Annotated in this window: 18 protein-coding genes; 8 read left to right on the forward strand and 10 right to left on the reverse strand. The window is 68.6% G+C overall.

Going from position 1 to position 16,069, the window contains the following annotated elements:
• Positions 1 to 5 precede the first annotated feature (5 nt).
• A complete protein-coding gene (locus SAZ01S_RS07750; protein ID WP_167693101.1) occupies positions 6 to 1,157 on the reverse strand; it encodes a glycosyltransferase family 4 protein in 1,152 nt (383 codons plus the stop codon).
• A 96-nt stretch (positions 1,158 to 1,253) separates the two neighbouring features.
• On the opposite strand from SAZ01S_RS07750, the gene SAZ01S_RS07755 reads away from it, so the two are divergent.
• A complete protein-coding gene (locus SAZ01S_RS07755) occupies positions 1,254 to 1,472 on the forward strand; it encodes a hypervirulence associated TUDOR domain-containing protein (RefSeq protein WP_084581676.1) in 219 nt (72 codons plus the stop codon).
• Positions 1,473 to 1,790: 318 nt separating this feature from the next.
• Here SAZ01S_RS07755 and SAZ01S_RS07760 read toward each other — a convergent pair whose 3' ends face one another.
• Both SAZ01S_RS07760 and SAZ01S_RS07765 read right to left on the reverse strand, forming a co-directional pair.
• Positions 1,791 to 3,299 carry a S10 family peptidase gene (locus SAZ01S_RS07760; protein WP_084581678.1) on the reverse strand — a complete coding sequence of 503 codons (1,509 nt, stop codon included), beginning with the start codon at positions 3,297 to 3,299 and terminating at the stop codon, positions 1,791 to 1,793.
• Positions 3,300 to 3,328: 29 nt separating this feature from the next.
• Complete coding sequence (locus SAZ01S_RS07765; RefSeq protein ID WP_245824708.1) at positions 3,329 to 3,862, reverse strand: GNAT family N-acetyltransferase; 534 nt, start codon at positions 3,860 to 3,862, stop codon at positions 3,329 to 3,331.
• A gap of 254 nt (positions 3,863 to 4,116) precedes the next feature.
• Here SAZ01S_RS07765 and SAZ01S_RS07770 point away from each other — a divergent pair, with 254 nt between their 5' ends.
• Positions 4,117 to 4,800, forward strand: coding sequence for a CAP domain-containing protein (locus tag SAZ01S_RS07770; protein ID WP_245824710.1), 684 nt, complete (start codon positions 4,117 to 4,119; stop codon positions 4,798 to 4,800).
• Between the two features lie 6 nt (positions 4,801 to 4,806).
• On the opposite strand, the gene SAZ01S_RS07775 is transcribed toward SAZ01S_RS07770, so the two are convergent.
• The 3 genes from SAZ01S_RS07775 to radA form a co-directional block, all read right to left on the reverse strand.
• Complete coding sequence (locus tag SAZ01S_RS07775) at positions 4,807 to 5,442, reverse strand: L,D-transpeptidase (protein ID WP_084581682.1); 636 nt, start codon at positions 5,440 to 5,442, stop codon at positions 4,807 to 4,809.
• Entirely contained in the window at positions 5,442 to 6,050 is a 609-nt protein-coding gene (locus SAZ01S_RS07780) for a PEPxxWA-CTERM sorting domain-containing protein (protein WP_084581683.1), read from the reverse strand. Before SAZ01S_RS07780 ends, SAZ01S_RS07775 begins: the two co-directional genes overlap by 1 nt.
• A 232-nt stretch (positions 6,051 to 6,282) precedes the next feature.
• On the reverse strand, positions 6,283 to 7,662 hold the full coding sequence (gene radA / locus SAZ01S_RS07785; RefSeq protein WP_084581685.1) for a DNA repair protein RadA: 1,380 nt from the start codon (positions 7,660 to 7,662) through the stop codon (positions 6,283 to 6,285).
• A gap of 103 nt (positions 7,663 to 7,765) precedes the next feature.
• Here radA and SAZ01S_RS07790 point away from each other — a divergent pair, with 103 nt between their 5' ends.
• Positions 7,766 to 8,329, forward strand: a complete 564-nt coding sequence (locus tag SAZ01S_RS07790; RefSeq protein ID WP_084581687.1) for a CvpA family protein — start codon at positions 7,766 to 7,768, stop codon at positions 8,327 to 8,329.
• Between the two features lie 10 nt (positions 8,330 to 8,339).
• Here SAZ01S_RS07790 and SAZ01S_RS07795 read toward each other — a convergent pair whose 3' ends face one another.
• Positions 8,340 to 9,095, reverse strand: coding sequence for an AraC family transcriptional regulator (locus tag SAZ01S_RS07795; RefSeq protein ID WP_084581689.1), 756 nt, complete (start codon positions 9,093 to 9,095; stop codon positions 8,340 to 8,342).
• Complete coding sequence (locus tag SAZ01S_RS07800; RefSeq protein WP_084581690.1) at positions 9,092 to 9,469, reverse strand: VOC family protein; 378 nt, start codon at positions 9,467 to 9,469, stop codon at positions 9,092 to 9,094. The genes SAZ01S_RS07795 and SAZ01S_RS07800 overlap by 4 nt, the downstream gene beginning before the upstream one ends.
• Before the next feature lie 184 nt (positions 9,470 to 9,653).
• On the opposite strand from SAZ01S_RS07800, the gene SAZ01S_RS07805 reads away from it, so the two are divergent.
• The 4 genes from SAZ01S_RS07805 to SAZ01S_RS07820 are packed head-to-tail and all read left to right on the forward strand — an operon-like array spanning position 9,654 to position 12,582.
• The gene (locus tag SAZ01S_RS07805) at positions 9,654 to 10,088 is read left to right on the forward strand and encodes an iron-sulfur cluster assembly scaffold protein (RefSeq protein ID WP_084581692.1); all 435 of its coding nucleotides are present in this window, start codon (positions 9,654 to 9,656) and stop codon (positions 10,086 to 10,088) included.
• Complete coding sequence (locus tag SAZ01S_RS07810) at positions 10,088 to 11,869, forward strand: cation:proton antiporter domain-containing protein (protein ID WP_084581694.1); 1,782 nt, start codon at positions 10,088 to 10,090, stop codon at positions 11,867 to 11,869. The genes SAZ01S_RS07805 and SAZ01S_RS07810 overlap by 1 nt, the downstream gene beginning before the upstream one ends.
• A gap of 15 nt (positions 11,870 to 11,884) precedes the next feature.
• Complete coding sequence (locus SAZ01S_RS07815) at positions 11,885 to 12,226, forward strand: DUF423 domain-containing protein (protein WP_084581696.1); 342 nt, start codon at positions 11,885 to 11,887, stop codon at positions 12,224 to 12,226.
• Positions 12,223 to 12,582, forward strand: coding sequence for a hypothetical protein (locus SAZ01S_RS07820; protein ID WP_084581698.1), 360 nt, complete (start codon positions 12,223 to 12,225; stop codon positions 12,580 to 12,582). Before SAZ01S_RS07815 ends, SAZ01S_RS07820 begins: the two co-directional genes overlap by 4 nt.
• 315 nt (positions 12,583 to 12,897) lie before the next feature.
• Here the strand turns inward: SAZ01S_RS07820 and SAZ01S_RS07825 are convergent, their stop codons facing one another.
• Both SAZ01S_RS07825 and SAZ01S_RS07830 read right to left on the reverse strand, forming a co-directional pair.
• The gene (locus tag SAZ01S_RS07825) at positions 12,898 to 13,041 is read right to left on the reverse strand and encodes a DUF2256 domain-containing protein (protein ID WP_084581700.1); all 144 of its coding nucleotides are present in this window, start codon (positions 13,039 to 13,041) and stop codon (positions 12,898 to 12,900) included.
• 4 nt (positions 13,042 to 13,045) lie between these two features.
• A complete protein-coding gene (locus SAZ01S_RS07830; protein WP_084581702.1) occupies positions 13,046 to 14,923 on the reverse strand; it encodes a M1 family metallopeptidase in 1,878 nt (625 codons plus the stop codon).
• A gap of 145 nt (positions 14,924 to 15,068) precedes the next feature.
• On the opposite strand from SAZ01S_RS07830, the gene SAZ01S_RS07835 reads away from it, so the two are divergent.
• Positions 15,069 to 16,028, forward strand: a complete 960-nt coding sequence (locus SAZ01S_RS07835) for a methyltransferase (RefSeq protein ID WP_245824712.1) — start codon at positions 15,069 to 15,071, stop codon at positions 16,026 to 16,028.
• Positions 16,029 to 16,069: the final 41 nt, after the last annotated feature.

Below are 16,069 nucleotides of genomic sequence, written 5' to 3' on the forward strand. Positions count from 1 at the left end.
GCGGTTCAGTCGCCGCGGCGCGCCAGCACCTCCAGATAGCTGTCCAGCACGGCGCGGTTGACCTTGTCCCACACCAACACCTGCGCCTTGCGGTTGCCCGCGGCGCCGGCCGAGGCGGCGAGCGCGGGATCGGCGATCAGCCGGGTAATCGCCTCGGCATAGGCGTTGACGTCGCGCGGCGGCACGAGATAGCCGTTCACCCCGTCCTCGATCAGGTCGATCGCGCCGGTCGCCCGCGCCGCGACGACGGGCACGCCGCACGCCATCGCTTCCGAGGTGACGTTGCCGAAGGTCTCGGTGACCGACGGGTTGAACAGCACGTCCATCGAGGCGACCGCCCGGGCGAGATCGTCGCCGCGCTGGAAGCCGGTGAAGATCGCACCCGGCACATGATCGGCAAACCATTGCCGCGCCGGACCTTCGCCGATCACCAGCACCTTGTGCGGCACCCCGCGCGCGGTCAGCGTGTTGCAGACCTCGGCGAAGATATCGAGGCCCTTTTCGAGCACCAGCCGGCCGAGAAAGCCGACCGCGAACTCATGGTCGGCGATGCCGAGCGACCGGCGCCATTCGAGGCTGCGGCGGCCGGGATTGAACCGGTCATGGTCGACACCGCGCGACCAGATGCGGATCGGCGTGGTCACGCCCCAGCCGCGGATCAGCTCCGCGGTGGAATTGCCGGGCGTCACCACCTGGTCGACGCGATTGTAGAAGCGCGTCAGCAGCTTGATGATCACCGGCGCGACGAAGCCGAGATGATAATAGGCCGGATAGGTCTCGAACCGGGTGTGGAGCGAGGCCAGCGTGGCGATGCCGTGCTTGCGCGCCCAGGTCACCGCGCCGTGGCCGAGGAACTCGGGGGCGGAAACGTGCACCATGTTGGGCGCGAACGCCTCCAGGTCGGCGCGGATACTCTTGGGCAGGCCGGTGGCGAACTTGTATTCGGCGCGTCCGCCCGGCACCGGCCAAGCAGGCACGCTCACCAGATCGCCGGTGGGGGCGAAGGCGGGCGTATCGGTGGTGGGGGAATAGATGCGGACGGTGACGCCCTGATCGAGCAGGAAGCCGACCAGCTTGTTGAGCGCCTGGTTCGCGCCATCGCGAACATAGTTGTAATTGCCGCTGAAAAGCGCGACGCGAAGATCGGTTGGCTGCATGTTCATGCCGCGCATAGTCGCGTGCGGGCGGCCGGGCAAGCGAAGGTCATGTCCGCGTCACGGAACGGTCATGGGGCTGTGCCGGTTCTGGCACACATGAGCAAGCATTTCGCCAAGGGCGCCGCGGTGCGCTGGAACTGGGGCGGCCACCATGCCGAGGGCAAGGTCGCCGAACGCTTCGATCGTCGCGTCCAGCGCACGATCAAGGGCGAGAAGATCGTCCGCAACGGGACCAAGGACAATCCGGCCTATCTGGTGGAGCAGGCGGATGGTGGACGGGTGCTCAAGCTGGAGAGCGAGCTGGAGGCGGGGTGAGGCCTTCGTTAGCCCCTCCCCTGAAGGCAGGGCTTTCGCATTTGGCAAAATTTGCTCCGTCATCCCGGCGAAAGCCGGGATCCATTGCCCTCGACGCGGGGGGAAAGAACCGCCATTTCAGCGCGAATGGATCCCGGCTTCCGCCGGGATGACGATTGTTTTGGACGTGCCGTCGTCGCGAGGTTCCAAATGCGATTGCCCTGCCCTTCAGGGGAGGGGTTGGGGTGGGGCTGTGTCTCACCGAGACCAACCTACGTTCTGGAATCCCTCCACCCCCAACCCCTCCTCCAAGGAGGAGGGGCTTAGGGTTTTACGACCTCACCGCACGTAGAGCGCCCGTGCATCGGCCTTGAACGCCTCGGCGCTGGCCTTGCGCGAATAGAACATGTGGCCGCCGGGATAGACGCCCAGCTTCACCCGCTGCTCCACGCCGAAGCGCGGCAGCTGGTCGATGATCAGCCGCGATCCGAAATAGGGGCAGGACAGGTCGTTATAGCCGTGCGCGATCAGCACGCCCATTTTCGGGTCGTTCGCCACCGCCTTGCGCAGGTCGCTCACCGGGGCGTCGTCGGGCGTGCCGCGGTCCCAGGCCGAATTCACCGAGAAGGACAGCGCATTGTAGCGCCCGCCGGTCTTCCAGCCCACCTCGCGGGTGATGAAGTCGACCATCGCGCTGGTCGTCGGCGCGATGATGCCCTCGAGGATCGGGTCCCCGGACTTGCGCTCGGCGGAATTGGGAAAGGGGTCGAAGGCGTCGACGTTCGAATCATAGACGCTGCCGATCTTGCCGTCGTCGCGGTGCACTTCGCGCAGATAGGTGCCCTCGTCGATGCGTCCGTCGAGCCGCGCCACCAGCTTGGGATCGAGCCCGGTCAGCTCCGCCACCCTGGCGCCCAGTCGCGCCGTCGCCTGCGGGTCCGAGCGGCCGGCGAGCAGATCGGTGGCGAAGGCGCCGCGGGTATAGGCCTCGATTCCCGCCATCGCCTGCGGGGTCAGCTTGCCTTCGCGCTCGAGATGCCCGGCCGCCATCGACGGCAGATTGATCATCCAGGGCAGGGGAGAGAGCGCGTCCGAGCCCGCGGTCGCGGCGGGATCGAGATAGGGCGAGACCATCACGATGCCGTTCACGCCCACGCCGAGCTGGGTTTGCAGTTCATAGGCGATGCGCGGCGCGCGATAGCCGCCATAGCTCTCGCCCATCACGAACTTGGGCGAGCGCAACCGCTCGTTCTTGACCAGCCAGTCATAGACGATGCGCGACAGATACTTCACGTCGGGCTCGGTCGCGTAGAACGCCTTCTTGGTCGCATCCTCGTCGATCAGGCTGCGGCTGAAGCCGGTGCCGATCGGATCGATGAACACCAGGTCGGTCATGTCCAGCCAGCTCGCCGGATTGTCGACGAGCAGCGGCGCGTCCGAGGGCGCATCGCCCTTGTCGCCGAACTGCACCCGCTTCGGGCCGACCGCGCCGAGGTTGAGATAGACCGAGGAGGCGCCCGGGCCGCCGTTGAAGGCGAAGGTCACCGGACGCTGCGGGCCGGCGCCGGGCACCGTATAGGCGGTGTAGACGACCTCGCCGATCTTCTTCCCCTTGCCGTCATAGACCGGCAGCTTGCCCACCGTCGCCTGGTAGCGGATCGGCCGGCCGCCGATCACCGCGCTCTGCGCGACGGTCTTGTCGTCGGGCAGCGGCGGCAGGTCGGCCTTGTCGTCCGCCTTCGCTTCGGCCTTTTCCGCCGCGGCGGCGCCCTTCTTGTCCTGGGCGGGCGCCTGCGGGGCAAGCAGCAGGGCGGCGAGCGAAGCGGCGATCAAGCTAGTGTGGCGCAAGAGGTATCCCCCGGAATCTTGGTACCGGATCAGCCTAGCCGGGCCCCGCCGCCGAATCCATCGTCGCCCGGCATGATAGGCCGCGCCATCCATCGCGCCGTCGTTCCATAGCCCGCCACCTTGGCGGCGAGCGCCGGCGAGGTCGGCACGGGGAGGAAGCCAAGTCGTTCCCAATAGGCGGCCGCCCCTTCCACCGCGATCAGCTCGGCGCGGCGGAGGCCATTGGCAGCGGCGAGGGCGAAGGCGCGGGCGACCAGCGCTTCGCCGATCCCGCCCCCACGCCCGGCCGCGGCCACCGCGAGATCGTGCAGGAACAGTGTGTCGCCACGCTGCGCCGGATCCAGCACCGCGCCTACCGGCGGCGGTGTCTCGCACGGCCAGCCATGCGCGAGGAGATAGCCGAGAAGCACGCCGTCGCGCTCGGCGACGAGGCAATAGGGCGCGGCCACGGCGAGGCGGCTGGCAAAGGCTTCGGCCGGCTCGACCAGAAAGGCGGGATAGACTTGTTCCTGCAGGACCAGCGCTTGCGCAAGGTCGTCGGGCTGCATCGGGCGGAGAGTCATTTTGGACATCGCCAGCGATGTGCCAGCGGGCGCAGCCGAAGAACAGCCTGTGTTTCCTAGTTGCGCATGCGGCAACCGCGATAGCATCCAGCACCGTGTCGTGATCTGGCCAGTGCTCGCCCGGCGTTCGATACTTAATGATCATTTAACTTTACCCAAAAACCACGATCGTAAAGCAAAATTTACCGACCTGGTGGCATCGTTGGACCTCAGTACCAGGCTTTGTCTGGGTTGTGTCCAGAAGGTGTCTTGTGATGCGACTGCGTATCCTGATGCGGGTCATTCTTTCGAGCGGTAGTCTGTTGCTTGCCGCCGCCAACGACGTGCCCGCACTGGAGGATCAGGTACTCGACCGGATCAATTATGTCCGCCAGGATCCCGGCGGCTATGCCGCGCGCCTGCGCCAGCTGCGCGTCCGCTTCGTCGGCAAGATGCTGTATCTTCCCGGCCGCGAGAACGGGTTGCTGACGCAGGAGGGGGTCGGCGCGCTTGACGAGGCGATCGCCTATCTCGAAAGCCAGACCCCGCTGCCGCCGCTCAGCCGCGGGCAGTTGCTTGATCTGGCGGCGCGCGACCATGTCGTGCTGCAGGGCGCGCTCGGCACGCGCGGCCATTTCTCGCCCGACGGTGCCTCGCCCGGCGACCGGGTCGCGCGGCGCGGCGGCGGGCGGCTGGTCGGCGAGGAAATCTCCTATGGCTATGCCGATGCCGAAGACGTGGTGCGGCAATTGGTGATCGACGACGGGGTCGCCGATCGCGGGCACCGCGCGCTGCTGTTCAACCGCGAGCTGCGCTATGCCGGAGTCGGCTGCGGCGCCCATCTTCGCTACGGGCACATGTGCGTGATCGACGTCAGCCGCACGCGCAACGGCACCTCGGTGCATACCGCGCTGGCGCAGAATGACGGCCCGGCGGGTGGCCTGCCCGGCCAGCCCTGATCGCGATCAGGACAATACGGACACCAGGTCGCCGCGCTTCACCACGCCGAACAGCCGCTGGGCAAAGCCGAGCGGCACGCCGATACAGCCATGGGTGGCGAGCCCCTCGCGAACGTCGCTGCCGTGGATCGCAACCCCGTCGCCGGTCAGCCACAGCGTGAAGGGCATCTGCGCGTCATAGCTGTTCGAGCGATGGTTCTTTTCCATCCCCCGGATCGGGAAGTCGCCAGTCGGGGTCGGCGTCGCGTCCTGGCCGTAGAGGATCACGCTGGTGCCAATTTCATGCTCCCCGCGAAATACCGAGAGGATCTGCCGCGAGAGATCGACCCGCAACCAGATCCTCCCCGGAGGAACATCGCGATCGTTCCAGGCAAAGTCGCCGAACTGCATGCGCCCGGGCACCCGCAACAGGCTGCGGATGGTGTGGGCGCTGCCATCGCCCTGGCGCAACTGCTGGAACTGACCGTTTTCGAACCGGATGCGCGGACTTGCGTCGCCGTCGTTCGGGGGTGGGGCAAGGACCAGAGGCGGCGCGTCCGACCGCGACAGGATCTTTGCCACCGGCTTGGCCGCCAGGGCGCCCAGCAGCAGCACGAGCGTGCCCGCCGAGACCCACCGTCCGATCGCAACACGCGATGCCATCAGATACCGGCGCGCTCCCGCCGCCTGCCGCGCAGGGTACTGCCGATCAGCGCGAAGCCGGTGATCATCATGGCCCAGGCCATCGGTTCCGGCACCGGCGAGGGGGGCGGGGGCGGGGGCGGCGGGTTGCCACCGCCACCGTTATTGCCGCCGCCACCGCCACCGCCGCCACTGCTGCCGAACGGCACGACGGAACTGCCGGCCGGTGATCCGCCGCCAGCGCCAAACAGCGGCCCGACCGGCGCTGCCGATGGCAGCATGGTCAACGCCTCGGGAAACAGATCGGCGGGCAGCGGCGCTGCCGCCGGCATTGGCGCCTCTTCGGCGGTCAGGTCGAAGCTCTTCGGCCCAACGACATTCTCGAGCGCGGTGGCAGCGGGAATCGGTGCAGCCTCGGGCGCGTGCGCGCGCTTGCCCTTGGTGCTGATCGCGCCAGCCGCGCGCAGGCCGGGCGAGCGCTCGGCGAGCAGGGTAACCGCGTCGGCGGCATGGCGTATCGCCGCCGCGATCGGCGGAACGGCGATGCCTGCGGAGGTGGTCGAGAGAAGGGCGATGGTTGCCGCGGCGATGCCGAGTCGACGCAGGGGGCGTCCACCCGTACGGCCCATTTCCTTTGTTTGCGCGGCGTTGCCCACCTTTTACCCCTGATCCTCAACTACAAGGCTCGTTAACTATTCACGTTTAGCAGCAAATACTTAACAACTTGAGCCGGTCTCCCCGCTTATCCCTTGTCGTGTGGAACCACAACGAGGAAGCCGTCAAGTGTTTCCGCCGGCTTGTCCCCCCTGTATCAAAACAGGAAGAAGTGTAACCTATATATGCGCAAATATGAAGATATAATCAGCGCCCCAGGAGGTTCTCGACCAAGCGACTGAGATGGTTGAAGGTTTTGAGGCCGATCCCGCCTGCGTCGGCGCTGCCCTGCGGCCCGCTGGCGGGGGCGAGTGCCTGCAGGAAGCCCAGTTTGGAGGCCTCGCGCATCCGTAGCGGCGCGTGCGCCACGGGGCGGATTTCGCCGGAGAGCGCGATCTCGCCGAACACGACCGCGTCGGCGGGGATCGGACGTTCGGATAGCGCGGAGACGAGCGCCGCCGCCACCGCCAGATCGGCGGCGGGATCCTGCACCCGATAGCCACCGGCAATGTTGAGATAGACTTCGCACGCCGAGAAACTCAGCCCGCAGCGCGCCTCGAGCACGGCGAGCACCATCGATAGGCGCGGCGAGTCCCAGCCGACCACCGATCGCCGCGGTGTCGCGCCCGAGGCGAGTCGCACGGTCAGCGCCTGCACCTCGACCAGCACCGGCCGAGTGCCTTCGAGCGCCGGAAACACCACCGTGCCGGTCACATTCTCGTCGCGCTGGGTAAGGAACAGCGAGGAAGGGTTGGCGACTTCGGCCAGTCCCTCGGTCTGCATCGAGAAGACGCCGATCTCGTCGGTGCCGCCGAAGCGGTTCTTCACCGCGCGCAGGATGCGGTAGAGGTGGCTCCGTTCGCCCTCAAAGGCCAGCACGGTATCGACCATATGCTCCAGCACGCGCGGCCCGGCGATCGATCCGTCCTTGGTGACATGGCCCACCATCACCAGCGCGGTGCCGCGTTCCTTGGCGAAGCGGATCAGTTCCTGCGCGCTGGCGCGGACCTGGCTTACCGTGCCCGGCGCGCCTTCGATGAGGTCTGAATGCATCGTCTGGATCGAGTCGATGATCAGCAGGTCGGGCGGGGCGGACATGCTCAGCGTCGTCAGGATGTCGCGCACCGACGTGGCGGCGGCGAGCTGCACCGGCGCCTGGCCCAGGCCGAGTCGGCGCGCGCGCAGCCGCACCTGGTCGGCCGCTTCCTCGCCCGAGACATAGGCGACCGACAGCCCGCGGCTGGCGATCTTCGCCGCCGCCTGGAGCAGCAGCGTCGACTTGCCGATCCCCGGATCGCCGCCGATCAGCGTTGCCGATCCCTCGACGAAGCCGCCGCCCAGCGCCCGATCGAACTCGGCGATGCCGCTCGGCATCCGTTCGGGCAGCGCCACTTCGGCGTCGAGCCCGGAGAGCTGGATCATCCGGCCGCCGGATTGCAGATGATGCTTGGCCTGGAACGGCGTGGCGGGGCCGCCGGCTTCCTCCACCAGCGTGTTCCATTCGGCGCAATCGGCGCATTGCCCCGCCCATTTGGAGGTCACCGACCCGCAGGCCTGGCAGACATAGCGCTTCTGGAGTTTTGCCATGGCCCGGCTGTAGCGAAGCGGAAACGAAAAGGGAACAGGTTCGGGGGGCGCGCGATCGCACACGGGCACTTCACCAAGGCCGCGAGGCTGCTATGGAGCGGGCATGACCGGGCTCGACATCATCACCCTTCTGATCATCGCCGGCGCCGCGATCCTCGGCTTCCTGCGCGGCTTCACCACCGAGGTGCTGGCGTTTCTCGCCTGGATCCTCGTGGTCGTCGCGGTGAAGTTCTTCCATGCCGGCCTTACCGCGATCCTCGCGCCGATGATCGGGACCGAAGGCGGCGCGGCGGTGCTCGCCTTTGCGGTGCTGGCGGGGCTCAGCTATTTCGGCGGGCGGTTGATCGCCAACACGCTGGGCGGGCAGATGCGCAACTCGATGCTGGGGCCGATCGACCGTGCGCTCGGCGTCGGCTTCGGGGTTGCCAAGGGGCTGATCCTGGTGAGCATGGGCTTCCTCGTGCTGATGCTGGTGCTCGACACCTTCGAGGGCGGGCGCACCCACCGGCCGAAATGGATCACCAAATCGGTAACCTACCCGCTGCTCGACACCACCAGCGCGGCGATCGGCGACTTTGTCGACCGCCGTCGCAAGGGCGCGCCGGTGTTCGGCGGGGACAAGGCTGCGGACGCGCCGGACGAAAGCGCGCGGGGCGACCAGAACTGATCCGAAAGGCTCAGCCCGCCCGCCCGCGATAGCGCGCCGGTGACGTACCGAACTGCCGCCGGAAAGCGGTGCTGAACGCCGCGACGCTGTCATAGCCACAGTCCAGCGCGGCGCCGGTCACCGAGGCGCCGTCGGCCAGCAGCCCCGCCGCGTGCAGCAGGCGCGCCTTTTGCCGCCACGCCTCCAGCGTCAGTCCGGTCTCGCGCGGGAAGGCGCGTTGGAGCGTGCTGACGCTGCCGCCCGCTTCGCGCGCAAGGTCCGAGAGGCTATGTCGGTCGCCCGGCGCCTGCTGCCAGTGCAGCGCCAGCCGCCGCGCCCGCGCGTCTCGGGGCAGGGGCAGCATCCGGTCCTCGTGCGGCGCGGTGCGGAGCAGGTCGACCAGCACGGCCGCCAGCCGATCCTCTTCATCCCGCTGCCGATGCAACATGCCGACGGCGAGGATGTGCAGGATCAACGCCCGCAGCAGCGGCAGGACGGTCAGCACGGTCGGCACGCCCGGCAGCGGCGCCGAACGGTGCGCGGCGAGATAGAGGGTACGCATCGCCACCTCGCCCTGCATGCCGATTTCGTGCCTCAGGCCGGCGGGAACCCAGATCGCCCGGGTCGGCGGCACCACCCATAGCGCGGCATCGGTGCGGACGTGCAGGATGCCGGCGGTGGCGAAGACCAGCTGGCCCCAGCCATGGCGGTGCGCGGCAAGGGTGGTGCCGGGCCGGAACGTCGCCGCCAGGCTGCGGACGTCGAGCCCGTCCTCGGCGTCGCTCAATCGAAGAACCCCGGCACATATTGCATCGCCCCGGCGAAATTGCCTTCGCTGTCTTCGAAATAGACCAGCTCGCCGACGCCCTCGATGCGATAGGGCTGCATCAGGATGCGGCCGCCGTTCGCCTCGATCGCGGCGATGGTCGCGTGCAGGTCTTCCACCCCGAAGCTGGCCTCGTACCCGCGCATCGGCGTGCCGGGCACCAGCTCGCGGCGTTCCTGCAGCGCGCCGATCAGCCCGCTGCCGGCGTTGTGGATCTGGTAGAAGCCGGGCGGTCCCCAGGGATCGAAGCGCCAGCCGAACACGCTTTCGTAGAAGCGCTTGGCGCGTGGCAGATCGTCGGCATTGATCGCGAAGTGGCGGAAGGTGGCAGGCATGGCGATGCTCCCGGAGTCGATCGGTGCGTGCAGGATAGCGTGCAAGGGCGTGGCGCGCTTGCCAAGAAGTGCCGAATTTACACTGTCACGCGCCACGTTGTCGCGCCTGCACGAACGCGCAACCCATACCAAAGACGGGTATTTCGCGCTCGCAACTGGGCAGCGGCTATCCTAGATCGGGGCCATGAATGCGCCGCTCTACAATCTCGAAATCCTGCGGCTCGCCGCGGCCATCCCGCACCACGAACGGCTCGCGCATCCCGGCGGCACGTCCGAGAAGCGCTCGCCGGTCTGCGGCAGCCGCGTGACGGTGGACATTGCTGTCGACGATAGCGGCCGGGTTGCCGAGGTCGGCATGCTGGTCCGCGCCTGTGCGCTGGGTCAGGCCTCGGCCGCGTTGCTCGGCGAGGCAGTGGTCGGCCGCACGCCTGCCGAGATCGCGGCGGCGCGTGATGCCCTGACCGACTGGCTTGCCGGCGCGCGGGAAACGCCGCCCGACTGGCCGGGCATGGACCTGTTCACCCCGGCGCTGCCCCATCGCGGGCGCCACGCCTCGATCCGGCTGGCGTTCGAGGCGGCCGCCGAGGCCGCGGCGCAGGCGGCGGAGGCGCGCGTCTGATGGAGCATGCTGCCGACGGTTCGCTGCTGGTCGATGCGGTGCCGATGCTCGGCTTCGCGCTGTTCTTCGTGCTGCTGTTCCGGCGGCTCGGGCTCGGTGCGACGCTGGGCTTTCTCGTCGCCGGCGCGCTGGTCGGCCCGCATGTCCTGCGGCTGGTCGGCGACGCCGAGGGCAAGATGGGGATTGCCGAACTGGGCATCGCGCTCCTGCTGTTCCTTGTCGGCCTCGAATTGAGCCCAAGCCGGCTGTGGCGGATGCGGCGCGACATTTTCGGACTTGGTCTCCTGCAGGTGACCTTGTGCGGGGTGGCGATCGCGGCGATCGTCTGGCTGGCGACCGGCTCGACGCTGGGTGCGGCGCTGGCGCTGGGGCTGCCGATGGGGCTTTCCTCCACCGCGCAGGTGCTGCCACTGCTCCAGTCCGCCGGCCGCCTGCGCACGCCGTTCGGCGAGCGCGCCTTCGCGATCCTGCTGTTCCAGGATCTGTCGATCGTGCCGCTGATCACCATCGTCGCGGCCCTCTCGCGCAATCCGGCCGACCAGGGCGGGCCGCCGGGATGGCTGCTCGGGCTCTACACCGTCGGCGCGATCGTCGGGCTGGTGCTCGCCGGCCGCTTCCTGCTGCGGCCGCTGTTCCGGCTGATCGGCAATCTCGACGAGCGCGAGATGTTCGTCTTCGCCGGGCTGCTGACCGTGATCGCCAGCGCCGCGGTGATGGAGGCGCTGGGCCTGTCCGCCGCGCTCGGCGCATTCATCGCCGGCGTGATGCTCGCCGATTCGCCCTTCCGGCACGAGCTGGAGGCCGATGTCGAGCCGTTCCGCGCAATCCTGCTCGGGCTGTTCTTCGTCGCCGTGGGCATGACGCTCGACCTGCACGCGATCGCCGAGCGGCCGTTCTTCGTCGCCGGCATGGCGCTGGCGCTGATCGCCACCAAGGCGGTGCTGATCATGGGGCTGGGGCTGCTGTTCGGAATGAAGCCGCGCGGCGCCTTTGCGCTGGGCGTCCTGCTCAGCCAGGGCGGCGAGTTCGGCTTCGTGCTGTTCGCCCAGGCGCAGAAGGCGCTACTGATCGAGCCCCAGGCGGCCAGCGTGTTCAGCGCGATCGTCACGCTCTCGATGGCAACCACGCCGTTCCTGATGATGGCCACCAGACGTCTGCGCGCCGAGCCGCCCAAGGCGGGCGCCACGCCCGACGGGCCGCGCCAGGAAGGCGCCAACGCCCTGGTCGTCGGCTATGGCCGGTTCGGGCAGACCGTCGCGCAGATGCTGATCGCGCAAGGGATCCCCGTCACCATCATCGACCGTGATGTCGAGATGATCGAGACCGCCGGCAGCTTCGGCATGAAGGTCTATTATGGCGACGGCACCCGCATCGATCTGCTCCGCCAGGCGGGGGCGGGGGAGGCCGAGCTGATCCTGTTCTGCCAGGACGGCGACGCGATGGACACCGAAGTGGTGGAAGGCGTCCACGCTGCCTTTCCGCACGCCAGCATCTTCGTGCGCGCCTATGATCGCCGCAGCGTGATGAAGCTCAAGGGTGCGCCGGTCACCGGGGTGGTGCGCGAGGTGCTGGAGAGCGCGATCGTGATGGCCCGCCGGGCGATGGACGCGGTGGGCGTCGACGGCGCCGAGATCGACAAGACCGAGGCCGAATATCGCCGTACCGATCTCGCCCGGCTGAAGGCGCAGAAGGAAACCGGCGACATCTATGCAGGGCGCGACGGGATGTTCAGCCAGGCCGCGGCGGCCGCCGCGGCGGTGCAGGATCGCGGCGATGGCTGATCGGGGAGCGGACGCATGAACTGGATCGCGGTGGTGGCGGCGCTCTCGGGCGCGATGGCGGTGGCGGCGGGCGCTTTTGGTGCGCATGGCGCGCAGGGGCCGGCGGTCGAATGGCTCAAGACCGGCGGCCATTATCAGCTGGTGCATGCGGTGGCGGCGCTGGTCGCGCTGCAGCTCGGCGCGCGCGGCCCAGCGGGGCTGTTCGCCTGCGGCGGGCTGGTGTTCGCCGGCACGCTCTACCTGATGGCGCTGGGCCTGCCGCGCTGGTTGGGCGCGGTGACCCCGATCGGCGGGGCGGCGATGATCCTCGGCTGGCTGTGGCTGGCCTGGGTACTCGCCTCGAAGGCTGCGCGATGAGCGAGGCGCAGGCACCCTGGGATCCGGCGCAGGTCCGGCTTTGGCTCGAGCGCCGGATCAAGGCCGCGCGCTCGGACCAGGACGTCGCGGATCGCTACGGCCGCGACCGCGAGGACGACTATGACAAGGCCGCCGCCGAGGAATGGGTGTGCGAGCAGTTCCGCCACAGCGATGCGGTCGACGACCAGGCGCGGTTCGCCGAGGCGGTGAAGGACCTGCTGGCAAAGGACGATTTCTACCGCGCCGGGGTGCGCAGCGAGCAGCGGTTCGAGCGCGAGGTGAAGGCCTATCTGCGCAAACTCGCCAAGATGGCGAAGACCAATAGCGGGTTCGGGAAGACGCTGCGGTACCAGTGATGGGCAACGCTTAGCCCCTCCCCTTCAGGGCAGGGCTATCGCATTTGGCAAATTTGCTCCGTCATCCCGGCGAAAGCCGGGATCCATTGCCCTCGACGCGGGGGGAAAGAACCGCCATTTCAGCGCGAATGGATCCCGGCTTCCGCCGGGATGACGATTGTTTTGGACGTGCCGTCGTCGCGAGGTTCCAAATGCGATTGCCCTCCCCTTCAGGGGAGGGGTTGGGATGGGGACTGAACTGGGAGCGACTCCTGTGCTTGTCAGTCATGCCCCACCCCCAACCCCTCCCCTGAAGGGGAGGGGCTTAGATTTGAGTCACTTCCCCGCTCGCCGGCACCGCTCCGAACAATAGACGACGCTCTCCCAGTTCCGCTCCCACTTCTTCCGCCAGGCAAACGGTCGCTGGCAGACCGGGCAGGTCTTGGTCGGCAGGTCCCGCTTGGCGACGCCGCGCGGCATGGGATCAGTATGCGCCGACGATCTTCGCCACGCCCGCCGCAACAGTGGGGTGGTAGCTCGCCTTCGAGGCCTGGTAGAAGCGTCGCGCGATCGGCGTGCCCCAGTCGCCCTGCGCCATCAGGTCCTTGTAGATCGGGTAGATCAACAGCCCGCGACCGACGCTGCCGACCAGCTTCTCGATGCTCGGCACCGCCGGATCATAGCGGTTGGCGATTGCCAGCTCGCCCCAGGCCGAGCGCACATAGGCGTTGTTCGACGCCGACAGCCCCAGCGTCTCGTCGAGTTCCTTGAGCCGCGCCGGGGTCTGCTGGCGGTTCAGGCCGTTCAGGAAGCGCAGCCATTGCTGCGTCGCCCAGCCCTGCGGATGGACCGCCGATACCGGCCCGCCGGCATTCACCGCCGCCAGCGCGGCATCGACCGCCTTCAGCGTCGCCGATTGCACATGCACCGCATTGTTCGGCAGCCCGGCGGCATAGGCCCATCGGTCGAGCTGGAGATTGGCCTCCAGCGCGGCATCGCCCTTGATCAGGTTTGCGCGCAGGTCCGACAGGAAGCCCGCCGTGGTCTGCGGCTGGAAGGCGTGGCGGTCGAAATAGCCGCGCAGATACACGTCCCAGCGCGCCCGACCGACGATCCGCTCGATCGTGCGCAGGAAGGTCGAGCCCTTGAAGTAGTCGAGCTGGCCGAAGGTCGCGCCCGGATCACCGTGCAGCCGCGTCGTCGGCACCTCCATGCCGCCGGCATCGGCAATGTCCTTCTGCAGCCCGTCCCATTCGAGATCGGCATCGGTCGCGGCGCGCTCCTTGCCGTAGACCGCCTCCATGATGCGGTTCTCGAAATAGGTGGTGAACCCCTCGTTGAGCCACGAGTCCGACCAGGTAGCGTTGGTGACGAGATTGCCCGACCAGCTATGCGCCAGCTCGTGCGCGACCACGTCGACGTTCGACTTGTCGCCGGTGAGGATCGTCGGCGTCAGGAAGGTGAGGGTGGGGTTCTCCATCCCGCCATAGGGGAAGCTCGGCGGCAGGACGAGCATGTCGTAACGGCCCCAGCGATAGGGGCCGTAGAGCGCCTGCGCCGCGTCGATCATCTTCTCGACATCGGCGACTTCCTTCGCCGCGGCGGCCAGCATGCTCGGCTCGGTCCACACGCCGGCGCGCGGGCCGACGGGCTGGAAGGCGAGGTCGCCCACCGCGAAGGCGATCAGATAGGGCGGCACCGGCTTGTCCATGCGGAAGCGGAAGTGGTGCCAGCCCTTGCCGGCGGGCACGCCCTTGGCGCCGTCGATCCGCGTGGCGCTGGCGACGGCGACCAGATCGGCGGGCACGGTGAGCGTCGCCGACCAGGTCTGGCGGATGCCGGGGCTGTCCTGCGTGGGAATCCAGCTGCGGTTGTTGATCGGCTGGCCCTGGCTGAACAGATAGGGCTTCTTCTTGCCGGCGGTGAGCGCGGGCGCCAGCCATTGCAGCGCCGAGGCACCGGGCACGGTCGCATAGTGGACCACGATCCTGCGCGCACCGCGCAGCTGCACGGTCAGCGGCGCGCCGAGATCGGGCTTGGTCGCGCCCACCGCGAAGGGCAGCGGCTTGCCCGCGGCGTCGGTCACCTTCGCGATCACCAGCCCGTCGTCGTCGAGCACGATCTCGGTCGTGCCCGGGGCCGCGAGGATGTCGAGCGTCGCGGTGCCGCGCAGCGTCTTGGTCGTGAAGTCGGCGCGCAGGTCGAGCGCGACATGGGTGACGCGGGCGACCTCCGGCCGGGCATAGGTCCACATATCCTTCGCCTCGGGCGTGGTGAGGATCGGCGCCGGGGCGGGCTGCTGGGCGAGGGCGGGGGTGGCGAGCATGGTCGAAGCGGCAAGGGCCAGGGCTAGGATGCGCATGGCACGGGGCTAGGCCCTGACGCGCCGGGGAGCAAGGCACTTGCCCTGGATCAAGCACTTCTCGCGGCGACGTGGCGGAGCCTCTTCGCTCTCCGGCACGTTGGTGGAGGTCTTATAAAATGAGGTGCGCATGGAATGTCTGGTGATGGATCGGCCCGCGAGTGCTGCGGCGGACGATCGGCAGGCAGCCGCGCTACACGCTTTGATCGGCTTCCTGAAGGAGCGGCGCTACTGCTTCGTCACCCCCACGCCCGCCTCGCACGCCCGTGTGCTGGCCCGGGGCGATCGGCAGCACGCTGGCGATCTGCGGGACATTTTCGGCTGGAGCCTGCCCTTCGCGCCGCCGCTGCTCGATGCGGGGCTGCGGGACATGCTCGATTCCGCCGGGCTGCTTGAACAGCGTGGCGCCAGACTGCGCAGCACGGTCCGCGTCTCGACGCTGGGGCCGGACCTGCTGGTGCATTCCGCCTACCCCACCGACGACCGGCACGCGGTGTTCTTCGGCCCCGACAGCTACCGCTTCGCGCGCTTCATCGCCGAGGAATTGCGGCGCTGCCCGCAGCGGGAAGGGGCGCGGCTGGTCGATATCGGCACCGGGGCCGGCGCCGGTGCGATCGCGGCGGCGCATTGCTGCCCGGCGGTCGAGATCGTCCTGACCGACATCAATCCGGAGGCGTTGCGGCTGGCAACGGTGAACGCGGCGGCGGCGGGCGTCGATGCGCGTTGCGTGCTGGGCGAGGGCGTGTCGGGCATCGCCGGCGCACTCGACCTGGTGCTCGCCAATCCGCCCTACATCATCGATCCCGCCGGCCGTGCCTATCGCGATGGCGGTGACCTGCACGGCGCCGGCGTGGCGCTCGCGATGGCGCGTGACGCCGTGCCGCGGCTGGCGGCAGGCGGGCGCTTCCTGCTCTACACCGGCAGCGCCATCGTCCGCGGCGGCGATGCGCTGCGCTACCGGCTGCGCGACCTCGCCGCCGCCGAAGGCTGCCGGCTGCGCTACGAGGAGATCGATCCCGACGTGTTCGGCGAGGAACTAGAGACGCCGGCCTATGCCGATGTCGAGCGGATCGCGCTGGTGACCGCGGTGATCGAGCGGGCGTAGTCCAAGTCCTCCCCGGAACGGGGAGGGGGACCGCGCGGCGT

Source organism: Sphingomonas azotifigens NBRC 15497, assembly GCF_002091475.1.
Lineage (GTDB): Bacteria > Pseudomonadota > Alphaproteobacteria > Sphingomonadales > Sphingomonadaceae > Sphingomonas > Sphingomonas azotifigens.

Bases quoted from the DNA above. Each gene is read 5' to 3' on its own strand.
- SAZ01S_RS07820 (WP_084581698.1), top strand. From the start codon at position 12,223: ATGAGCGAGGCGCAGGCACCCTGGGATCCGGCGCAGGTCCGGCTTTGG.
- SAZ01S_RS07815 (WP_084581696.1), top strand. From the start codon at position 11,885: ATGAACTGGATCGCGGTGGTGGCGGCGCTCTCGGGCGCGATGGCGGTG.
- SAZ01S_RS07825 (WP_084581700.1), bottom strand. From the start codon at position 13,041: ATGCCGCGCGGCGTCGCCAAGCGGGACCTGCCGACCAAGACCTGCCCG.
- SAZ01S_RS07770 (WP_245824710.1), top strand. From the start codon at position 4,117: ATGCGACTGCGTATCCTGATGCGGGTCATTCTTTCGAGCGGTAGTCTG.
- SAZ01S_RS07810 (WP_084581694.1), top strand. From the start codon at position 10,088: ATGGAGCATGCTGCCGACGGTTCGCTGCTGGTCGATGCGGTGCCGATG.
- radA (WP_084581685.1), bottom strand. From the start codon at position 7,662: ATGGCAAAACTCCAGAAGCGCTATGTCTGCCAGGCCTGCGGGTCGGTG.
- SAZ01S_RS07805 (WP_084581692.1), top strand. From the start codon at position 9,654: ATGAATGCGCCGCTCTACAATCTCGAAATCCTGCGGCTCGCCGCGGCC.
- SAZ01S_RS07780 (WP_084581683.1), bottom strand. From the start codon at position 6,050: ATGGGCCGTACGGGTGGACGCCCCCTGCGTCGACTCGGCATCGCCGCG.
- SAZ01S_RS07765 (WP_245824708.1), bottom strand. From the start codon at position 3,862: ATGACTCTCCGCCCGATGCAGCCCGACGACCTTGCGCAAGCGCTGGTC.
- SAZ01S_RS07800 (WP_084581690.1), bottom strand. From the start codon at position 9,469: ATGCCTGCCACCTTCCGCCACTTCGCGATCAATGCCGACGATCTGCCA.
- SAZ01S_RS07750 (WP_167693101.1), bottom strand. From the start codon at position 1,157: ATGCAGCCAACCGATCTTCGCGTCGCGCTTTTCAGCGGCAATTACAAC.
- SAZ01S_RS07755 (WP_084581676.1), top strand. From the start codon at position 1,254: ATGAGCAAGCATTTCGCCAAGGGCGCCGCGGTGCGCTGGAACTGGGGC.
- SAZ01S_RS07835 (WP_245824712.1), top strand. From the start codon at position 15,069: ATGGATCGGCCCGCGAGTGCTGCGGCGGACGATCGGCAGGCAGCCGCG.
- SAZ01S_RS07790 (WP_084581687.1), top strand. From the start codon at position 7,766: ATGACCGGGCTCGACATCATCACCCTTCTGATCATCGCCGGCGCCGCG.
- SAZ01S_RS07775 (WP_084581682.1), bottom strand. From the start codon at position 5,442: ATGGCATCGCGTGTTGCGATCGGACGGTGGGTCTCGGCGGGCACGCTC.
- SAZ01S_RS07830 (WP_084581702.1), bottom strand. From the start codon at position 14,923: ATGCGCATCCTAGCCCTGGCCCTTGCCGCTTCGACCATGCTCGCCACC.